This window comes from Mucilaginibacter gotjawali (assembly GCF_002355435.1).
Classification (GTDB): domain Bacteria; phylum Bacteroidota; class Bacteroidia; order Sphingobacteriales; family Sphingobacteriaceae; genus Mucilaginibacter; species Mucilaginibacter gotjawali.
In genome coordinates, this window is the sequence record NZ_AP017313.1 from 5,483,401 (window position 1) to 5,503,641 (window position 20,241).

At 43.6% G+C, this 20,241-nt stretch carries 16 protein-coding genes; 11 read left to right on the forward strand and 5 right to left on the reverse strand.

Annotated features, from left to right (window positions below; all coding sequences use genetic code 11):
- Positions 1-241: 241 nt before the first annotated feature.
- The 4 genes from MgSA37_RS24260 to MgSA37_RS24275 all read left to right on the forward strand — a co-directional run bounded on the left by MgSA37_RS24260 (position 242) and on the right by MgSA37_RS24275 (position 4,451).
- Positions 242-1,885 (forward strand): amidase, encoded by a 1,644-nt coding sequence (locus MgSA37_RS24260; RefSeq protein ID WP_096355850.1) that lies wholly within the window; start codon positions 242-244, stop codon positions 1,883-1,885.
- Positions 1,886-1,936: 51 nt separating this feature from the next.
- Positions 1,937-2,785 carry an NAD(P)-dependent oxidoreductase gene (locus tag MgSA37_RS24265; RefSeq protein ID WP_096355852.1) on the forward strand — a complete coding sequence of 283 codons (849 nt, stop codon included), beginning with the start codon at positions 1,937-1,939 and terminating at the stop codon, positions 2,783-2,785.
- Between the two features lie 193 nt (positions 2,786-2,978).
- Entirely contained in the window at positions 2,979-3,503 is a 525-nt protein-coding gene (locus MgSA37_RS24270) for a YceI family protein (RefSeq protein ID WP_232010726.1), read from the forward strand.
- Between the two features lie 9 nt (positions 3,504-3,512).
- Complete coding sequence (locus MgSA37_RS24275; RefSeq protein ID WP_096355856.1) at positions 3,513-4,451, forward strand: DUF5777 family beta-barrel protein; 939 nt, start codon at positions 3,513-3,515, stop codon at positions 4,449-4,451.
- 17 nt (positions 4,452-4,468) lie between these two features.
- On the opposite strand, the gene MgSA37_RS24280 is transcribed toward MgSA37_RS24275, so the two are convergent.
- Positions 4,469-5,293: a PAS domain-containing protein gene (locus tag MgSA37_RS24280; RefSeq protein WP_157750717.1), complete on the reverse strand. Its 825-nt coding sequence runs from the start codon at positions 5,291-5,293 to the stop codon at positions 4,469-4,471.
- 353 nt (positions 5,294-5,646) lie between these two features.
- Here MgSA37_RS24280 and xth point away from each other — a divergent pair, with 353 nt between their 5' ends.
- The 7 genes from xth to MgSA37_RS24320 all read left to right on the forward strand — a co-directional run bounded on the left by xth (position 5,647) and on the right by MgSA37_RS24320 (position 16,518).
- Positions 5,647-6,417 (forward strand): exodeoxyribonuclease III, encoded by a 771-nt coding sequence (gene xth / locus MgSA37_RS24290; RefSeq protein ID WP_096355862.1) that lies wholly within the window; start codon positions 5,647-5,649, stop codon positions 6,415-6,417.
- Positions 6,418-6,545: 128 nt separating this feature from the next.
- On the forward strand, positions 6,546-6,857 hold the full coding sequence (locus tag MgSA37_RS24295) for a hypothetical protein (RefSeq protein WP_096355864.1): 312 nt from the start codon (positions 6,546-6,548) through the stop codon (positions 6,855-6,857).
- A gap of 87 nt (positions 6,858-6,944) precedes the next feature.
- Positions 6,945-8,018: an acyltransferase gene (locus MgSA37_RS24300; protein ID WP_096355866.1), complete on the forward strand. Its 1,074-nt coding sequence runs from the start codon at positions 6,945-6,947 to the stop codon at positions 8,016-8,018.
- A gap of 72 nt (positions 8,019-8,090) precedes the next feature.
- Positions 8,091-9,164 carry an acyltransferase gene (locus tag MgSA37_RS24305; RefSeq protein WP_096355868.1) on the forward strand — a complete coding sequence of 358 codons (1,074 nt, stop codon included), beginning with the start codon at positions 8,091-8,093 and terminating at the stop codon, positions 9,162-9,164.
- Between the two features lie 164 nt (positions 9,165-9,328).
- On the forward strand, positions 9,329-12,625 hold the full coding sequence (locus MgSA37_RS24310; protein ID WP_096355870.1) for a hypothetical protein: 3,297 nt from the start codon (positions 9,329-9,331) through the stop codon (positions 12,623-12,625).
- Positions 12,615-14,543 (forward strand): DUF3857 domain-containing protein, encoded by a 1,929-nt coding sequence (locus MgSA37_RS24315; protein WP_096355872.1) that lies wholly within the window; start codon positions 12,615-12,617, stop codon positions 14,541-14,543. Before MgSA37_RS24310 ends, MgSA37_RS24315 begins: the two co-directional genes overlap by 11 nt.
- Before the next feature lie 4 nt (positions 14,544-14,547).
- Positions 14,548-16,518, forward strand: coding sequence for a DUF3857 domain-containing protein (locus tag MgSA37_RS24320; RefSeq protein ID WP_096355874.1), 1,971 nt, complete (start codon positions 14,548-14,550; stop codon positions 16,516-16,518).
- A gap of 554 nt (positions 16,519-17,072) precedes the next feature.
- Here the strand turns inward: MgSA37_RS24320 and MgSA37_RS24325 are convergent.
- The 4 genes from MgSA37_RS24325 to MgSA37_RS24340 all read right to left on the reverse strand — a co-directional run bounded on the left by MgSA37_RS24325 (position 17,073) and on the right by MgSA37_RS24340 (position 20,016).
- Complete coding sequence (locus MgSA37_RS24325; RefSeq protein ID WP_096355876.1) at positions 17,073-18,071, reverse strand: ABC transporter ATP-binding protein; 999 nt, start codon at positions 18,069-18,071, stop codon at positions 17,073-17,075.
- A 202-nt stretch (positions 18,072-18,273) separates the two neighbouring features.
- Positions 18,274-18,489, reverse strand: a complete 216-nt coding sequence (locus MgSA37_RS24330; protein WP_096355878.1) for a YgaP family membrane protein — start codon at positions 18,487-18,489, stop codon at positions 18,274-18,276.
- Between the two features lie 72 nt (positions 18,490-18,561).
- Positions 18,562-19,167, reverse strand: coding sequence for a Crp/Fnr family transcriptional regulator (locus MgSA37_RS24335; RefSeq protein ID WP_096355880.1), 606 nt, complete (start codon positions 19,165-19,167; stop codon positions 18,562-18,564).
- A 72-nt stretch (positions 19,168-19,239) separates the two neighbouring features.
- Positions 19,240-20,016: an SDR family NAD(P)-dependent oxidoreductase gene (locus MgSA37_RS24340; protein WP_096355882.1), complete on the reverse strand. Its 777-nt coding sequence runs from the start codon at positions 20,014-20,016 to the stop codon at positions 19,240-19,242.
- Between the last annotated feature and the right edge of the window lie 225 nt (positions 20,017-20,241).

A 20,241-nucleotide genomic window follows, 5' to 3' on the forward strand; every position in this document is an offset into this window, starting at 1 on the left:
AAATCGCTGGGCGGTAATGAAGTCTGGAAGATGATAAGTTCGGGAGTCGGTTTCGCGCTCATATTTGGTTTAACAGTTATCTTATTTCTCAGGATACTTCAGTTAAAAAAGCAGGTAAATAATTGAATCTGCGGACACCTGGCTGTTGCTGCAATTTGAGTAAAATCCAAAAGCGTTTTTTTGCCGTTGTAATTACTAATTTAGTGCTGTTTAAAGCTTAACTGACATTACAGGCAATATCATGCGAAAAACGATACTTACAACGCTCAGTATTTTTATGCTGACAGGCCAGCTCATGGCGCAAAACGTTACCAGGGAATCTATAAAGTCGGCTGAAAAAATGCTCGACCTTAATTTTACTGATGCGAAGCGCGATTCAATGACCGACATCCTGTCGAAGAACATCAAGACATACGCCTTTCTGCACAGCCAGAATTTTAAAAATGATGTACCGCTGCCATTGGCTTTTAATGTCGACCTGCCCGGTTTGGTTGTGCCCAAAAAGCAATTGCCGGTTTATTTTAATATCCCGGCAAATGTGGAGCTGCCGAAAAACAGCAACGATCTTGCTTTCTACAGCATTCCGCAGCTGGCATCCTTAATTAAAAATAAAAAGATCAGCTCCGAAAAGCTTACCCGCTTTTACCTTGACCGTTTGAGAAAATACGGCCCGGTACTGCATTGTGTTATCGAACTGACAGATACCATCGCCATTGCCCAGGCAAAAAAGGCTGATGCCGACCTTGCCAAAGGCATTTACCATGGCCCGCTGCATGGCATCCCTTATGGCATAAAAGACTTGTTTGCCGTTAAAGGCACCCATACCACCTGGGGAACACCTCCCTATAAAGATCAAATTATTGATGAAACATGTTTCGTGGCCCAAAAACTGCAGGCTGCCGGCGCGGTGCTGGTTGCCAAACTCTCCCTTGGCGAGCTGGCCGAAGACGACGTGTGGTTTGGTGGCTTAACCCGCAATCCGTGGGATATCAGTAAAGGCTCCGGCGGCTCATCTGCAGGCTCATCATCCGCGACCGCTGCAGGCCTCGTGCCATTTGCAATCGGCACCGAAACCTATGGTTCTATTGTTGACCCATCGATGCGCTGCGGAGTTACCGGCTTAAGGCCCACCTACGGCAGTATTGCCCGCACCGGCGCTATGGCACTTTGCTGGACATCGGACAAAGTAGGCCCCATCTGCCGCTCGGCCGAAGAGGATGCTATTGTGTTTAATTACATCCATGGCACCGATAAAAAGGATGCTTCGGCTATTGATTTTGCTTTTAACTATACCGGCTCTGTCGATATTAAAAAATTAAAGATCGCCTATGTAAAAAACTATATCGACACCCTGCCGGAGAACAGCACCGAAAAGCAAACGCTGGCCACACTCAAAAAAATGGGTGCAACCGTAACCGGCATCAATTTCCCGGATAATTTGCATGGAGATGAGACATTGTCGTTAATTATCGGTGTTGAGTCTGCTGCAGCATTTGACGAACTTACCCGCACCAACCAGGATGACCTGATGGTACAGCAGGGTAAAGATCGCTGGCCGAATACTTTCCGCACGTCGCGTTTTGTACCTGCGGTGGAATACCTGAATGCCTGCCGTTACCGGTACCAGCTGATGGCGCAACTAGATCCGCTGCTGGATAAGTATGATGTGATCATTACCCCGCCGGAAACCGGCGACCAACTGGCTATTACTAACCTAACCGGCAACCCCTCTGTCACTTTACCCAATGGCATGTTAAAAAACAATATGCCTGCCAGCATCAGTTTTATTGGCAAACATTTTGGTGAAGCAAAGCTGCTGGCCTTTGCCAAAGCTTACCAGGAATATACCGGGTATAATTTAAAACACCCGGCAATGTTTAAATAAAACAGTTTATTAAGGGTTTAGTCAGTAATTTTATCAAAACAAGTAAATTTTATGAAAGCATTTTTGGGTATGGGCCTTTTAGGCTCAAATTTTGTTAAAGCGATGATCAATAAAGGCGAACAGGTACAGGTTTGGAACCGTACCGCCAGCCGTGCAAAAGTATTGGAAGCATTTGGCGCAAAAGCTTTTGACAGTGCCGCTGATGCTGTTAAAGGCGCGGATGTAGTACACCTTTGTGTGAAGGATGACGCGGCTGTTGACCAGGTTTTGGAACAAGCAGCTCCCGGCTTTTATAAAGGTGTTTATATTATCGACCATACCACTACCTCAGCCAAAGGCGCTGTTGAGCGCACCAAAGCATGGAAGGCACGCGGCTTTATTTACCTGCATGCCCCGGTGTTTATGGGCCCGCCAAACGCATTGGCAAGTACAGGCACGATGCTGGTTTCGGGCGACCAAACCGTGATCGCCAAAATGGAACCTGAACTTTCCAAAATGACAGGCAAACTGCTTAACCTTGGCGATGTGGAAGGCAAAGCGGCAGGCATGAAACTGATAGGCAACCTGTTTTTAATTGCGCTTACCGGTGCGCTGTCGGATACGCTTGCAATGGGCAAGGCGCAGGGGATCACCGGTGATGATATTTTAGGACTGTTTGATACCTGGAACCCAGGCGCCATGACAGTTGCCCGCCTAAAAAGAATAATGGCCGGCGGTTTTGATGACCCTTCGTGGGAGTTAAGTATGGCCCGCAAGGATGCCGGCCTGATGATGTCAGCAGCTAACGAAGGCGGGACAGATCTGCTGGTGATCCCGGCCATTGCTGCTGAAATGGATAAATGGATTGAGCAGGGACATGGCGATAAAGACTGGACCGTGTTTACCAGCCCCAATATTTAAGAATTTTATTTTTTATCTATCCATAGCCCCGGTAATTTCCGGGGCTTTTTGCATTCAAAAGTTCAAATTATACAAGCTTTATTTTTGTTTTAATAAGTGAATTTTTTATGTATTTTTAGAAATATCAATTATAACCACCAATGGATAGCTTTTTCTGCGAATGAGGTATTTATTTCTTATTCTATTTTCCTGGTTGCAAATTAATCATACAGGGCAGGACCTATACCTCTGTAAAAATGCCCGGATCGCTATTTTTTCCGGCGCTCTTATCGAAGATATTAATGCAGTAACATCATCAGGACTTTCGATTTATAATGCTGCCAGCGGCGAACTGGATTTTAGTGTAGCCATTAGTTCTCTGCAGTTTGAAAAGTCATTCATGCAGCAACATTTCAATTCAGACTATATGGAAAGCGATAAATACCCGCGGGCCATTTTTAAAGGAAAAATGCTGGAACATATTGACGTAACCAAAGATGGCGACTATCCCGTAACGGTAAACGGCAGGCTATCGGTTCACAATATCACGCAAAACCGCACCATTCAAGGCAACGTTGCTGTAAAGAACGGCGTAATTACCATGACATCGGAATTTATTGTAAAATGTGCTGACCATCATATAGATATACCACAGATTTTATTTTACCATATTGCGGAAAACATCAAGGTTACCGTATCGGCTACATATAGCCCATACAACAATAACCCACCAAAATAAATTTAAACCATGAAAACGTTTATTATAACAGCAGCCTTTTTAATGACGTGTACCGGGTTAATAGGCCAGGCAACTGACACTTCTAAAGCCACGTCGTTAACTGATTCGTTATTCAACATGATGGACAAGCCAGCAAAAAACGAGCGTGTTATTGTATTTGATGCTTCAAGGCTAATTTTATCGCAAAGCAGCGAAACCGTAAAAAAAAATAATTTTAATTTTTTGGTAATACACCGGTTTGGCGATTTTGCCGGACATTTGGGTGGCGGAAAATATTTTTACGGTATTGATGCAGTGGCCGACGTATATATAGGCTTCGAATATGGGCTGAGTAACGATCTGAATATCGACTTCGGCAGGTCAACCGTACCCCTGGTTGGTGGATTGGTTGACGTTGAGTTGAAATATGCCTTACTGCATCAAAACACCGGCGGCGGTTCGCCCATTGCGATCACCGTGCTTGGACAAACCGGCATTCGCACATATAATTCATTTAATAGTTTTGGCGACAGGCTTTCGTATTTCGCCCAGGCTATTTTTGCGCGCAGGTTTTCGCCCGATTTTTCTTTACAGGTAGCGCCTTCAATCCTACAAAACAACCTCCCGATCCCCGATCTGACCGGAAATTCGCAGGCATTTGTATCATTATCCGCAACGGCGCACCTAAAAGTGAGTAAGCTGATGAGTATCATTGTGGACTATGCACACCCTTTTTCATCATTCAGGAACGGAACCAACGGCTTTAGCGACCCGCTTGGTTTGGGTCTGCAGGTGGTAACCGGCGGGCACGTTTTTACCGTTAACGTCACTAATGCCCGGGCCGTGTCTGAAATTAACTATTTGAGCAATACAACTTCTGATCTTTCGAGGGGACAATACCGGCTGGGGTTTACCATATCAAGAATGTTTGATTTCAGCCACAAAGAGAAATACAACCCGCACAGGTAGCGCCGGCTAAAACTCTGTCACTCAACAGTAACCATATCCATTTCGTTCACTTTTTCATTGTTTTTCATCAAAACCTGGTCGAGCTCGGTGGATGATATTTCGAGCATCCTCAAAAACTCTTCCCGCTCCTGCTCATTGGCTTCCTTAAGCAGATCTATCAGCGCAAGTATTGAACAAAGCGGTTTGCGTAACTCGTGTGAGTTGGACCAGGCGATATGTAAAAGCACTTCGTTTGACGTTTTGATCTTTTGATACGCATCTTCCAGTTTCCTTTCCTTTTCAATCAGTTCCGTAATATCAGTGGCCATTACCAGGTGACAAGGCTCGTTGTTAAACATTACAGGGTACGAGACAATGGATACCATAAATGTTTCGCCTGATGCCTTTACATGCTGCCAGATACCCGCTAAGCGTAACTTATCCATTTCGTCGTCCAAGTCTTCTGTCAGCAACTCATCTGGGATCTTATAATGAATATCGTCGATGTTCATTTTTAAAAACTTGCGGCGGGTATGCTGATATTTTTCAACGGCAGCATTATTTACCTTCACAAAACGCATTTGGCCATTATAAATCCATAGCGGGTTGGGGTTACTTTCAAACAACTGCCTGTATTCCTCTTCTGATTTAGTGATCTTATGCTGCTGTCTTTTAATTTTGACATATAAAACATAACTGATAATAACGACGAACACCAGGTCGTTCAGGCTCCTGAATGAATCCTGTTCGGTAGGCGCCAGGTGCCTGTAAAAAAAAGTAATAATCGGGTTGCTGAACAGTGCCCAGCAAACACCAATGACCAAAAACGTCAGAGGGATTTTTACCGAATTAAATGTTTTCAATGTATACGCTATGTTTTTCTGTCCCTAATACGCAAAACGGCTTGTTTAAGTTTAGTTTCAAATACCCGCTCCCATCATTCAACGGCCAACTTGTTACAACCTATTGATGTTACGGTTTGTTGAATAGCATTGGTTGCCACGTGGTTAAAAAAAAGTGAATATTTTCCTTTTGAGAAACCCGCAAACATCCTTTACCCGGTTGCATTAGCTTATTCGCTGTTGTTATTACCCAAATACCAGTTAACCCCGTTATATAACCCTAATTCAACCACCAATGAGCTAATGACATTCCCATTGCCGTTTTTGCTATGAGTTAAAATATCTATATTAGCCCAAAACAAGCTGCTGATGATATGAAAATAGCCACCTATAACGTAAATAGTATCAATGCAAGGCTCCCGGTGGTGCTGCGCTGGCTGAGTGAAACCGCACCTGATGTGGTATGCCTGCAGGAACTGAAGGCGCCGCAGGACAACTTCCCTGAAAAAGCATTGGCGGATGCCGGCTATAACGCGCTTTGGCACGGCCAGAAAAGCTGGAACGGGGTAGCTATATTGGCGCGAAATGCGGATATTACCGAAGTGAGGCGTGCGCTGCCGGGCGACCCCGAAGATGAACACAGCCGCTATATTGAAGCCGTAGTAAACGGCATTACCGTTGGCTGCCTTTATTTGCCCAATGGTAACCCGGCACCGGGCCCTAAATTTGATTATAAGCTGCGCTGGTTTGAAAGGCTTACGCTGCATGCGGCCGATCTGCTGGCAGCAGGCAAACCAGCGGTACTAACCGGCGACTATAATGTGATGCCCACTGAACTGGATGTTTACAAGCCCGAAAAATGGGTAGATGATGCATTATTCCGCCCGGAGACCCGGGCTGCATTTAAAAAGCTGGTAGACCTGGGCTGGACGGATGCTGTGCGGAAACTTTACCCCAATGATAAAATCTATACTTTTTGGGATTATTTCAGGAATGCTTATGGCCGTGATGCCGGTTTAAGGATAGATCACTTTTTATTGACCCCTGACCTGGCCGAACGCCTTACAGGAGCGGGCGTTAACCGGGATGTAAGAGGCTGGGAAAAAAGCAGCGACCATGCCCCGGTTTGGATCGAGCTGGCTTAAATTCCATATTCTGGAATTTAAATTCTAAAAATGGGATTCTATTGCAACCAGGTTGGCGCATTATGCTATATATCAGCCTATTGTCAACATGGCATCCGTTTAGCTCCGGCCTTGCAAAATAATATATAATGCAAGAATCATCAAACATCAGCAAATCCACAACGAATAATACTTCGTTGTGGGAAACGGAAAAAATGGAGTATATCAACTCAATAAGTTGCCTGAACCAAAAAATGAAAGATCTTTCCTGGATCCAGTCGAATTTCATCCGCGATCCGCTTTTCAGGATCAAATGTATTCTTCGTTTGATGCAGGAAAAAAATACAGACATGGAATATGTAGGTTCGATGCTGCAATGTTTAAGTATGTCGGTGAAAGAATTGGACTCATCGCTCAGATACCTGAAAGAAATTACCGAGTTAGACGGAAATAAATATTAAATGCCGTACATTCAAAAAAAGGCAGGCACTTTTTTTTGAAAATTTCATTTTATTGAAATTTTAATAACTTGCGGTTCATAAATCTAAATGACTGCAATCGTACCCGCACGCAATTATGGCCTTGATATTTTAAGGGTTCTGTCCTGTTATATGGTTATCCAGGCACATGCGGGCGAATTTTATTATATCGGCAATGGCGAAGCAGTTTTAAATACAGCTGACGCCCACCTGGGGGGCTGGTTGAATTCATTATGTATTTCATCGGTACCAATGTTTGTGATGCTTTCCGGCTTTTTCCTTTTCCCGGTAAAAGACACTCCCTCCTTTTTTAAAAAACGGCTGAGCAGGGTGGCCATTCCATTTGTTTTATGGTGCGTATTTTATGCCCTTTACGCTTACTTAAGGGGATATACTACCTTAAATGCATCTATTATCAATGTCATCCAGATCCCTGTAAATTATGGGGCAAAGGTTGGGCACCTTTGGTTTGTTTATATGCTTATCGGTATTTACCTGTTTGCCCCTGTTATTTCGCCCTGGGTACAAACCGCCAGCCGCAAAAGCATGGAGTTATACCTTATTTTATGGACGATCTCCCTCACCCTTCCGTACCTCCATTTAATTTTCCCTGAGATCTGGGGCGAAGCTTTCTGGAACCATACGCCGATGCTGTACTATTTCTCGGGATTTTTGGGATATGTTATGCTGGCCAATTATATCAAGCGGTTCCATATGGATTCGCGGCGCTGGCATTATGTTGCCGGGATCGCCCTTTTAATTATTGGTTACCTGGTTACCACCCTGGTTTTTTTACACCGCTTGGATACCGAAAAATGGGTAAAGAACCTTATCCTTTCCTGGAGCTTTGATACCATTAACATCGCCATGATGGCGGCAGGGCTGTTCCTGCTGTTTAAAAATGTCCACTTCAAAAACACAAATTCATTTCCGGTAAAATTATTGGGCGACATGGCTGCAAAAAGCTATGGTATTTACCTCGCCCATATCATTGTTTTAAATGCTGTGCACTCAATTTTGGCCAGCCGTTTAACCCATTGTGCTGTTAAAATTCCAATTATTGGGATATGCGCCTTTATCATTACCTATTTTATCATCAAGGCGCTGTCGTATCTTCCCTACAGCAAATGGATAACAGGCTAACGTTACCACTTAAAATTATTACCATCTTATTCCAAATTTCTTTAAATTGATCACCTCTAATAATTTAACGAAATGACCGATACAACCGTTACGCGCAACTATGGACTGGATATTTTGAGGGTGATAGCCTGTTACATGGTGATCCAGATACATACCGGCGAGTTTTATTATATTGGCGACAGGGGTAACGTACTAAATACCCTTGATGCCAATTGGGTTTGCTGGTATAATTCGCTATGCCGCATTTGCGTGCCGCTATTCGTCATGATCTCGGGATTTTTTCTTTTTCCCGTAAAAGATGCCTCTGTCTTTTTTAAAAAGCGATTCAGCCGGGTAGCCATACCATTTATATTGTGGTGCGTGCTGTACGCCTTCTATTTTTATTTTAGGGGCGATGCAACTTTAAATGCCACGGTCACCAATATCGTGCATATCCCGGTAAATTACGGAGTAGAGATCGGGCACCTTTGGTTTGTTTATATGCTTTTGGGGATCTACCTCTTTGCTCCCGTGCTGTCGCCCTGGATACAAACCGCCAGCCGCAAAAGCATGGAGTTTTACCTGTTGCTTTGGTGCATTGCTTTTTGTATCCCATATATCCATTTGATATTTCCTGCAATTTGGGGCGAGGCATTCTGGAACCATACCCCCATGCTGTATTATTTTTCGGGCTTTATGGGTTATGTAGTGCTGGCCAATTATATTAAAAGATTCCATATGGAGCCGGCACGATGGAACTATGTTGCAGGTATTGCGCTGCTTGTCGTGGGATACGGTATCACGGCCGTTGGATTTTCAATGCGGCTTCCGACCGAAAAATTTGTAAACACCCTTGAGCTTACGTGGAGTTTCGAAACCATCAATATTGCGATGATGACTGCCGGGGTTTTCCTGATGGTGAAGAACATTCAAATAAAAAATACCGGTTCGGCTATTTTAAAGCTGGTAGCTGATATATCCGCTAAGAGCTATGGTATTTACCTGGCCCATATTATGGTGTTAAATGTGGTACATGCTTTTTGGGATGGCCGCCTCGCCAGCGCCGCCGTCAAACTGCCCGTTATTGCTGCGTGTACCTTCGCAATTACTTTTATAGTTATTAAAATACTGTCGTTTATACCTAAAAGCAAATGGCTGATCGGCTAAATAAGGCAATTTTTTTCGGGAAACTATCGGATATCAAATTTGCAATGGCCAAATTTACGCGTTAAAAGCTTGCACCGGAATATTAAAAGTAAATAGCGCATGGCGTTTTATTTATTAGAAAAAACTTTTAATTTCACAGTTGCCATAAAGCTTTTATCAACAGCATGAAATACCTGGTTTACATTTTACTATTTTACGTTACAATTTCTGAAACGGCCTCCGGTCAAAAGATTGAACTGATCAATTCAGGCGAAACCATCAAACGCGGCGCAGTGCTATATGATTCGGGGCAATATAAAAGCGCACTCATCGAACTAAATAAAGTAAACCGGAGTGACACCAACTATGTGTGGTCGGTTTATGAGAAAGCGCTCACTTGTGAAGCCGACAGTCAATACAGCCAGGCTATAAAATACTGTGAAGAAGGTTTGGCGCTGAAAGAGCAGCGCGAATATGAAGCTGAACTTTATAACACTTATGGCAACACCCTGAACGAAATGGGCCAGCCTGAAAAAGCATTAAAGATTTTTGATGCGGCGCTTGCCCGGTATCCTGTTTACTCCCTGTTTTATTATAACAAAGGAGTAGTCATGCTTGGCTTGAATAAATTGGAGGAAGCTGAACATTTGTTTCAGCAATCGCTGGTTATTAACCCCTATATGTATAGCGCCCATTTCCAGTTGGGCGTGGCTGCTTTAAAGCAGGGCAAAATTATCCCTGCTTTTTTGAGTTTAACCGGCTACCTGCTGGTGAACCCCCAGGGCAGGTTCTGGCAAAAATCTGTTAATTTGCTTAACCAGATTTCAAAAGGCACGGATGAGATCCTTCAGCTTAAAAACAAACGGACGATCAGCCAATCTGAAAATTACCAGGAGGCGGAGGATATTTTGCTGTCGAAAATAGCGCTTGACAATGCTTATAAACCCGTTACGTCACTGGATGATCCTATTTGCAGGCAAATACAGGCCATGTTTGAAAAGTTGGAATTTAAGGATGACGATGGAGATTTCTGGATCCAATATTACCTCCCCTATTATAAAAAGGTGTTTAACGAGGGAAAGTTTGAACCCTTTATTTATGAAATATTTTCGAACGTCAAACTTCAGGTAATACAGGATTACACTAAAAAGAACAAAAAAACACTGGAAGCTTTTACAAATGATGCCGCAGATTACTTCAACAACATACGTGCAACAAGGGTTTTGAAGAAAAAAGACAGGGATACGGTTAGCCGCCAGTACTATTATGAAAACGGCTTGCTATTTGGAAAAGGCTTATTGGTAAATAACGGGAAAACACTGAACGGCTATTGGGAGTTTTACTACCCGCAGGGCACCATAAAGAGCAAGGGTATTTTTGATGCCAGGGGCGAACGTGATGGCACCTGGCTGATCTATTTCCGATCAGGAAAATTGAAAGCAAAGGAAACTTCCGCCAACGGGAAGCTGGAGGGCTTGCAGGAGTATTATTTTGAAAACGGCAACCCATCCTCGACAGAAAACTACACCCACGGCGACCCTGACGGCCTTGTTACTACTTATTATTATGGCGGCTATACCCGGTCAGTTACCAGGTATAAAGCCGGGAAGAAGGACGGCGAAGTGAAAAAATATTTTTCTAACGGTAACCTCGAATCAACAGATACCTATTTAAACGGTGTGCAAAACGGTACCTCAAAGGCTTATTTTAAAAGCGGCGCACTGAAAGAAGTTGAACAATACAGCAATGGCAAAGCAGAAGGCCCTTACAAAGCATACCATGAAAACGGGACTACTGCTACCGAAGGGCAAAACATAAAGGACAATGCCGAAGGTGAATGGAAATATTATTATGACAATGGAAAATTGCAGGAAAAGCGCAATTATGTAAACGGCCTGGAGGATGGCATTCATGAAGAATATTACGAGGGCGGACAATTATCCGCCAGCTATCAAAGCAAAAAAGGCAAAGAAAATGGCGAATCGGACCTGGTTGATAAAGACGGGAAGGTTTTTGGAAAATATATTTATGATAACGGGATCGTTAAGTCAGCCAAATACTTTGACAAATCAGGCGCCCAGCTAAGCACCGCCGAAAAGATTGACGATATATTTAATATCATTACCTATACACCTGATGGCCATAAAAAGGCGCACTTATATTATAATAAAAAGGGCGACCTGGACGGCCCCGATACAACTTTTTATACTTCGGGTAAGATTGCTGCAGTAACTTATTACAAAAACGGGAAAGAAAATGGCATCGCAGTATCCTACTATTTAAACGGGACGAAAAAATCCGAAGTAGGCATGACGGACGGCAAAGAAAATGGCCTGTACACGGGTTATTATTTAAACGGCCGGCCCGAAACCTCAGGGTGGTTTACTGACGGTGAATGGCAGGGAGAATGGCAATTTTACGATGAAGCAGGCCGGATAACCACAAAGTCCTATTACCTGGATGGCGACCTGGATGGCTACAAAGAGCTTTTTCATCCTGATGGAAAAAAATATACCGAAGAAAAATATAAAACCGGCTGGCTTGAAAAATTAACACAATTTGATGATGCGGGCCACGTTATGGCTGTTGATTCCCTTCCAAAATCATCAGGTAAATATACGCTGGTTTACCCCGGCGGGAAAACAATGGAACAAGGCAGTTATGTAAACGGCGAATTTGAAGGTCCGTATAAAACGTATTATTTTGACGGCAGTTTAGAAAGTAGTTACTTTTATAAAAAGGGCGTTCGCGACAGTTCCTTCGTGAGTTATTATTACGGGGGAATAAAAAAATCGGAAGGCTTGTATAAAAACGGCAGCAAAACCGGTGTATGGCGGGAATACGACGATGCCGGCAAATTAGCCAGCACTTTGCAGTATGAAAATGATGCATTGAATGGCGCAAAAACATACTATTTACCCAATGGAAGCAGGTATATTGTTTCCGTGTATAAAGATGACCTGCTTGAAGGGACTGAACAGCGCTTCGACCCTGATGGAACGCTGGCCTACGAGGTTTATTTTGAGGGCGACAGGGCAAAGGCCTATTCGTACCTGGATAAGGATGGCAAATTACTTCCGCCAATCCCCATCTCCAGTGTAAATGGGGTGATGAAATCCTATTATCCGAATGGTAAACCGTCAAGGGACTGTATCTACGATGACGGGAAGAAGAACGGGCTCGAACTGGTATATTACAATAATGGCCAGCTGTTATCAGCAGACACTGCCTCGTACGGGTTGTCAAATGGTGTTTACAGGGAATATTATAAAAATGGGAAACCAAAATCTGCATACCGGTATACCATTGATAACGCTGATGGCGTTTGCAGCGACTTTGATGAAAATGGCGTATTGAAAATGGAAAAAACTTATAATGTGGGGATGAGTGATGGCCCGGCAAAATATTATGAAAACGGCAAACTGGTGAAAACGATGATCTACCGGGACGGTACACTTATATCTTCTAAAAATGAAAAATAAAAAAAAACTATTCATATTTTTTACCGCAGTTGCCGGACTTACAGCATGTTCAACTGTTTTAAAGGCCCAGAATTTTGAAACGATACGAAAGCAATTCCCCGACGAAAAAGCGGTGATGTTAAACAGGACGCTGGAATATAATATCGACCTGAAAAACGGGCGGCCCAATGTTGAAAGCCACGAACAGCAGCAAATAGAATATTTGCTTGGCACGGCCACCGCCTTTATGGGTAAATATGGTTTCTCGCACAGTGATTTTCAGCAACTGGTATCGTACGACGCCTATACCCTAACGCCAGATAATAAAAAGCTGAAAGTAAGTGAGTTTAAAACCGGAACCGATAAAGAAAGCTTTGTTTTTTACGACGATGTTAAAGAAACAACCTTCAACTTTCCGGCGATAGAACCCGGCGCGATCGGCAATCTGCAGGTTTCCTGGAATAATACTGACCCGCACCTGCTCTCCCCTTTTTATTTTACCGATTATATGCCGGTAGTAAACAGCGAGCTGAAAATAACAGTTTCAAAAGACATTTCCTTAAAATACCATCTTATAGGGCAGGATACCAGCAACGTATCGGTTAGTGTTGAAAGTAAGCACCATAACAATATTTATACTTTCCTCTATAAAAACTGCCCTGCGGATAAAAGGTATCCTGACGCGCCGGGCTTTGCCTGGTATTCGCCGCATATTGTGTTTTATATAGCCAATTATAAGGATGACAAGGGCAACCTTGTGCCCTATTTATCCAATGCTGATGACCTGTACAGGCTCAATTACAGTTATATCAAATCGGTAAATCAAAGTATCAGCCCTGAGCTGAAACATATTGTTGATTCATTAACAACCGGTTTAACGCGGCCGGATGATAAGGCAAGGAAAATTTACCGCTGGGTACAGCAAAATATAAAGTACGTGGCTTTTGAAGACGGCATGGGCGGCTTTGTTCCGCGTGAGGCAAGCCTCGTATGCAGCAGGCGTTTTGGCGATTGCAAGGATATGGCTAGTATTTTAACCGAAATGAACAATGCCGCAGGCGTAACAGCTTATTTTACATGGATAGGCACCCGCGACCTGCCTTATAAATTCAGCCAGGTACCTTTGCCAATTGTGAGTAACCACATGATCTGTACTATTAATTTGGATGGAAAATACATCTTCCTGGATGGAACCGACCCCACCTGCGTATTTGGCTTAACACCGGCAGGTATACAGGATAAAGAGGCCATGATCGCTATAAACGATAAAGAGTACAAGATTCTGCAGGTACCCGTGATGGATAAAAGTAAGAATTTAGTTACCGATACTACCTGGCTGGAGCTAACCCCAACCGGTATTAAAGGTAAAATAAAGAAGTCATTAAGCGGTTACCCCGCGATGGATATGTATGGAAAACTGCTGTACTGGAACAGCAGAAACATAAAGGAGGATATGAAAAACGAGTTTAGCCGGGGCTCAAATAAGTTTCAGTTAGATACTTTTAGTGTAGAGAGGAAGCCCGTTTGGGACGAAATTTCATTAACGGGCGAATTTACCCTCCCCGATTATGCAAAAAAAGTAGGGAAAGAGTATTATTTGAACCTTAACCTTTTCAAATTTTTTGAGCACGAAGAAATAGATTACCCTAAAAGAAAAGTGCCGGTTGAAAGTAGTTTTAAGTCGGTACGAAAGTACGTTACCATGCTGAAAGTGCCTGAGGGCTACGCGGTGAGTTACCTGCCCCAGGGAAAATCGTTCCATAATAATGTTTGGGGTTTTGACCTTAAGTACGAGCAAAAAGGAAATTGGGTGATCCTGAAGCAGGAATTTGATAACGACGACCTTACACTTAACAGCGATGAATTTGAAGCCTGGAACAAAGTTCTGCAAAACCTTTTCCCTTTATATAAAGAAACACTAAGCCTTACAAAAAATTGAATAAATGAAAAAGCAATTTCTTCCCCTGATAATATTTCTAGTAACCGGTCAGTATTTATTTGGCCAGGCTCCGGATATTGAAAAGGAAACATGGTCTGCTAAGCCGCAGATCAATACGCTGGATAATAAATACAGCAAGGAGTCGGCAGTGATTATCTACGACAGCCGGCGCGTGGAGTTTGCCGACCAGGCTAAGGAGGAAATCGCCGAATATTATACCATCCATAAGATCATACATATCAATGACGACAGGGGCATAGAAGATTTTAATAAAATTTACCTGGGCATCAGCGAGAAATCAGACATTGTGGATATCAGGGCACGTACGCTGCTGCCCGGCGGCAAGATCATTGAGCTGGACCAAAGCAATATCAAGGACCTGAAAGAGCAGGATGGCAATGTATACAAGATCTTCGCGATGGAGGGTTTGGAAAAGGGTTGCGAGATTGAATATTTTTATACTTATAAAAAGCCCGCTACTTTTTTTGGAAGGGAGGTGTTGCAGTCGATATTTCCTGTGCTTGAATCGAAATTTCAGATCATCGGGCCAAAACGTTTAAAGTTTGAGATCAAGCCTTATAATTTTACCGCGCCTGCATCAGATACAGTGATTAAGGATAAGCGGTTTACACAGGTAAAACTTAAAGCAACAAGCGGCGTTGAAGAGGAAAAATATGCTTCGTACGATGCCAATTTGATGCGTGTTGAATTTAAATTATCCTATAATGATGCCACCCGGAGCGGTGAACGCCTTTTTACGTGGAATGAGCTGGCCAAACGAGTATTTGGTATTTATACCTTATATACTGACAAGGAAGTAAGCAAAGTTGCCGAACTGGTAAGCAGTAATGGCTGGGACAAGCTTGCCGATGAAGTAACAAAAATTGCTGCCGTTGAAAACTACCTAAAAAAGAATTTTGCCTATAATGAAGAACTAAGCAGCGAAGATGGCAATAAACTGGAAACCGTACTGCAAAATAAAACAGGCGGTACCATAGGCACCCTGCGTTTATACAGTTTGATATTTAAGGCTTTGGACATAAAATTTCAGTTTGTGCTAACCGGCAACCGAAACAACTATATTATCGACAAGGACTTTGAAAACTGGAACAATTGCGAAAATCCGTTATTTTATTTCCCCGCTGAAAATAAATTCCTGGCGCCTACCCGGCCCGATTACCGGTATCCCTGGATTTTCCCTGCCTGGGGCAATACCAACGGCCTTTTTTGCAAAAGCACTTCGCTCGGCAGCTTTTCAACGGCCATTGCCGAAATAAAAGACATTCCGCTGGAAGATTACACCAAAACATTTGAAAACATCGACACAAAATTAGAGCTCAACACCAGTGCCGACTCACTTACCATTGATGCCAGGCAGACTTATGCCGGCTATGCCGCAGTAAATTTGCGGGATGCTTTTAATTTTTCGAATGATGAACAAAAAGGAAAAATCGTTAAAGAACTGGCAAAATCCGTTTCAAGCTCCGAACATATAATTTCCTCGGAAATACTAAACCAGGATTTCGAGAGTGCCGGAACAAATATCCCCCTGGTTTTACACACCGTAACCAAATCGGGCGAATTGATTGAAAGCGCCGGGAATAAACTGTTATTAAAAATAGGCATGGCCATAGGCCCGCAGGTTGAAATGTACCAGGAAAAGCCAAGACAGGAACCTATTGACATGGATTTTGCACACGTTGAAGAAAGAAAAATAGATTTTATCATCCCAAAGGGATATGCCATAAGCAATCCCGACGATTTGAAGATCAACGAAACTTATAAGGAAAATGGCGAATTAACGATGGGCTTTGTTACCGATTATGTGATTAAAGGGAACGTGCTCTCCATCCATATCATGGAGCAATACCGTCGCACATTATATCCTATGAACCAGTTTGAACAGTTCAGGAAGATCATAAACGCCTCATCAGATTTTAATAAAGTGGTGCTGGTGCTGGAAAAAAAGGGATAGCCTGCTGTTTAATATCCAAATTAAACCCCATTTTATTAATTTCACTTTCGTTGTTTTAGTCACACGTGCCCGGCGCCTTTTGCACCGGGCACGTGTGCTTTTACATGGAAGCAACCTTTTTTACCTGTTATTTAATAGGGGAATAATGCACTTGGTATATACAAAACGTGTGTTGGTGTAATTATTTTGACAATCTGCAACCCGAAGGCTAACTTGTTAACTTAAAGGCAAAACCTCTGCCTTAAAAAGAGGCATCTATTAAACTAAAGAAATTATGTTATGAAAACGGAAATGAAACCCTTATCCCGTGGTGAAATGAAAAAAGTACTTGGAGGCGTAAACTTTACGATCTGGAATTGTGCCGAAGGACAACAATGCTCCAGCACGGATCCAAGTGTGAGGTGCGGACTTACTTCATGCACCAATACGGGCGTTAGATGCAATAATACAGCTTGCGTTTAATGTAATGGCATCAAAACACTTAAAGCCTTCTCCTGGCAACAGGCCGGAAGGCTTTTTTTTGTGCAGAAATAAACCTACAACTCTTCTGCGCTTCAATACTCCAGCCATCTATGTAGCTTCAGGTTAATTCTTGTGCCTTCGGTATATTTGCCAAACTGGTCGTTCAAAACGCGGATGGTGATGCCTTTATGCTCCAGCAACAGGTCTTCATAGCAACCCTTAAAAAGCACCTGTTTAATTTCCCAATCGTTATTGGTCCAGGTTTTAACGGTTTCAATCCACTCGGGGTAAATCACCACATGCTCAGCCCTGGTTTTCAGGCCGCAGGCTTTAGCCTCATCACGGGTTAAAACTGTACAATTGGTAAGCAGCCGGGCGGTATAAAGATTTGCAGGGTTTTGGTACATGGTTTTGGGATTTCCTGATTCCAAAATTTCGCCATCCTTCAGCACCAGTAATTCATCAGCCATGGAAAGCACCTCGGCAGGATCGTGCGATACGATGATCACCGTTAAGCCGGTATCTTTAACAATTTGCCTGATATCGTGTTGCAGCCCTTCCCTGAAGGAGGTATCCACCTGGTTAAAGGGTTCATCAAGCAACAATATTTCGGGGTTTACGATAATAGCCCTCGCAATTGCCAAACGTTGCTTTTCGCCGCCGCTTAAATTAGCCACCTGCTTGCCGGCAAGGTTAGTTAGGCGCAGCTGCTTAAGTATATTTTCCGTTTTTTCCGTTTTGGCTTTCAGGTCGGTACTGGGCAGCATTATGGCTATATTATCCCAAACTTTGGCATAAAGGTTCAGGTCATCAGTTTGCTGGGCAACCATTTTCATCGCATCGTGCCCGGGTATCAGTTTTTCATTCGGCCCCCAAACACGTTCGCCTTTAAACCGCACCTCGCCGCTATCCGGCGACAGCAAACCATACAGTAGTTTTAACAGGGTGCTTTTGCCGCTGCCGCTTTCGCCAATAATAGCGGTGATCTTACCCTGGGTTATGGTAAGATCCGTTGTTTTTAACCCCGAGGTTTGTGAACCCGGGTAGGTTTTGGCAACAGAGATGGCCTGTAAAAATGGTGTATCTGACATCGCGGTAAAGATACACGAACAAGGTATTAGGCAGACTGATTTTTTTGCAGAAATATTTAAGCGGCAAGCTACAGGATTGCAGGACCGGGCCAGCAATAAAAGCGCACAGCTAACTCACCCGGACTTTGCCGGTCATGTCCGTCCGCTCTTTGGTTAGCGATAAAGAATAAAAAAAAATTTAAACTACTTAAGCAACAAATTTTTAGGCATTATTTTTTTTACCGCAGGTATTGATCCCGAACGGCAGGTAAAGCGGGCAAAAGCTGATAAAACTGGTCAGTATAAAAACACCCGAAAGTACCAGTAAAACGATCTCCAGCGTGCCGCTGAGCCAGTCGGTTGTGAAATAAATGGCGATGATGGCTAATGCAACCAGGATCCTTAATATACGGTCGGCAGCGCCCATGTTCTTTTTCATGACGTGTGATTTATTGTTAATGCTAAAGATCTTCATTTATCACCCATCATTTCGGAACATTTGTTACACAGGCTACAAAAGCTCAATGGTATTGCGGCCCAACCGCACCAGGTTTTTTTCTTCCATGGTGCGCAGCAGCCTGCTGATGGCTTCGCGATGGGTATGCAGTTCGTCGGCTATTTGCTGGTGGGTGATGCTGATCTTTTTGGTGCCTGCGGCCCTGCCCCTTTGCTGCAGGTAATGCAAAACCTGTTTATCCATATTGCTAAAGGCAATCAGGTCAACTACCTCTATCAGTTCGGTAAAACGCTGGCCGTAGGTGCTGTTCACAAACATTTTCCATTCCGGGTATTTAAACCAGTCGTCAATTAAATTTACGGGCACCTGTAATACTTCGGTATCATCTTCGGCTATCGCCTTCACCGCGCTGATCTTATCGGCCTGGCAGCAGTTGATGGCCATGGCGCAGGTTTGCCCCGGATAAAGGTGATATAAAAATATTTCTTTATCGCCGCCCCCCTGCCTGATAATGCGTAAAACCCCTTTCAAAACAATCGGTACAAAAACAACTTTATCACCGGGAGAAATCAGCGTTTCCCCGGCTTTGATGGTTTTTGTACGGGTAAACCGTTTTATTTCATCTAAAAGCTTGGGATCAGTAAAAGGGAGCGGGTTCATTTATTGTTTGATTTGGCGCAGGTAAAAATACAAAAAGGGGGCGGCACTTACCACAATTGGTTGCAACTGAAATTAAACCTTGTACAAACCGGCGGATACCTTCTCCACCAGGGCTTTGCTGAAATGCCGGGAGCCAAAAGCCATCATCCTGTTTAAAAAGCCGGTAATGATCTCGGGCTTTTTATTAAACAGGCCTTTTAAACCTATTTCGGCCACTTTTAGCGGGGGCATGTTAAATTTTTCGGCGATATGGGCGATGGCATCCATACCGGCGCGCGCCACAAAGCCGGTATCAGTGGGCCCCGGGCAAAGGCAGCTTACCGAAACTGGTGTATCTTTCAATTCGTACCGTATGGCGCGGCTAAACGATAAAATAAAAGCCTTGCTTGCCGAATACAGGGCCAGCGTAGGCACCGCCTGGTAAGCGGCTGTGCTGGCCACGTTTAGGATGTACGATTGCTGCTGCGATTTCAATGCAGGTAACAAATAGTGGGTTAACTCCACTACTGCGTTGATATTTAAGTTGAGCATATTCATTTGATCAGCAAGGCCCAGTCCGTCAAAATGCCCCCAAAGGCCGTAGCCCGCGTTATTTACTAAAATTGACAAAGGTACCGCCAGGCCGGTATACCAATCAGCCACCTGCTTTGCCGCGCCGGGTACAGAAAGATCAATGGTCAGGTATCGGGCCTCAACCTTATACTCCTGCTGAATGGCTGCCGACAGCTGCTGTAATTCCGTTTGTGACCGCGCGACTAACAACAGGCTGTATCCTTTTTGCGCCAGCAACAGGGCGATAGATTTTCCGATGCCTTTACTGGCACCGGTTATTAAAGCATAGTTTTCCATGGTAGCTGGGCTATTGAAAATGGCCTGCTGCAAGTTTAGCAAATTAAATGCCGTTAAAAATGACGCTACGGGCTTAATTATGTTTTGATTGCCGGGATTTTGTCATTTTTGTTTAAATTCATTTAATCATGATTGAAATACATGAAGAAGTATTGGTTCGAAAGGGAGCTTCCTAAATCTCAGAATGATCTGATCAGGTGCACAGGTGGCCGGTGCTTTGGCAGC

Coding starts and splice junctions, on each gene's coding strand:
- MgSA37_RS24260 (WP_096355850.1), top strand. CDS start 242: ATGCGAAAAACGATACTTACAACGCTCAGTATTTTTATGCTGACAGGC.
- MgSA37_RS24265 (WP_096355852.1), top strand. CDS start 1,937: ATGAAAGCATTTTTGGGTATGGGCCTTTTAGGCTCAAATTTTGTTAAA.
- MgSA37_RS24275 (WP_096355856.1), top strand. CDS start 3,513: ATGAAAACGTTTATTATAACAGCAGCCTTTTTAATGACGTGTACCGGG.
- xth (WP_096355862.1), top strand. CDS start 5,647: ATGAAAATAGCCACCTATAACGTAAATAGTATCAATGCAAGGCTCCCG.
- MgSA37_RS24295 (WP_096355864.1), top strand. CDS start 6,546: ATGCAAGAATCATCAAACATCAGCAAATCCACAACGAATAATACTTCG.
- MgSA37_RS24300 (WP_096355866.1), top strand. CDS start 6,945: ATGACTGCAATCGTACCCGCACGCAATTATGGCCTTGATATTTTAAGG.
- MgSA37_RS24305 (WP_096355868.1), top strand. CDS start 8,091: ATGACCGATACAACCGTTACGCGCAACTATGGACTGGATATTTTGAGG.
- MgSA37_RS24310 (WP_096355870.1), top strand. CDS start 9,329: ATGAAATACCTGGTTTACATTTTACTATTTTACGTTACAATTTCTGAA.
- MgSA37_RS24315 (WP_096355872.1), top strand. CDS start 12,615: ATGAAAAATAAAAAAAAACTATTCATATTTTTTACCGCAGTTGCCGGA.
- MgSA37_RS24320 (WP_096355874.1), top strand. CDS start 14,548: ATGAAAAAGCAATTTCTTCCCCTGATAATATTTCTAGTAACCGGTCAG.
- MgSA37_RS24325 (WP_096355876.1), bottom strand. CDS start 18,071: ATGTCAGATACACCATTTTTACAGGCCATCTCTGTTGCCAAAACCTAC.
- MgSA37_RS24330 (WP_096355878.1), bottom strand. CDS start 18,489: ATGAAAAAGAACATGGGCGCTGCCGACCGTATATTAAGGATCCTGGTT.
- MgSA37_RS24335 (WP_096355880.1), bottom strand. CDS start 19,167: ATGAACCCGCTCCCTTTTACTGATCCCAAGCTTTTAGATGAAATAAAA.
- MgSA37_RS24340 (WP_096355882.1), bottom strand. CDS start 20,016: ATGGAAAACTATGCTTTAATAACCGGTGCCAGTAAAGGCATCGGAAAA.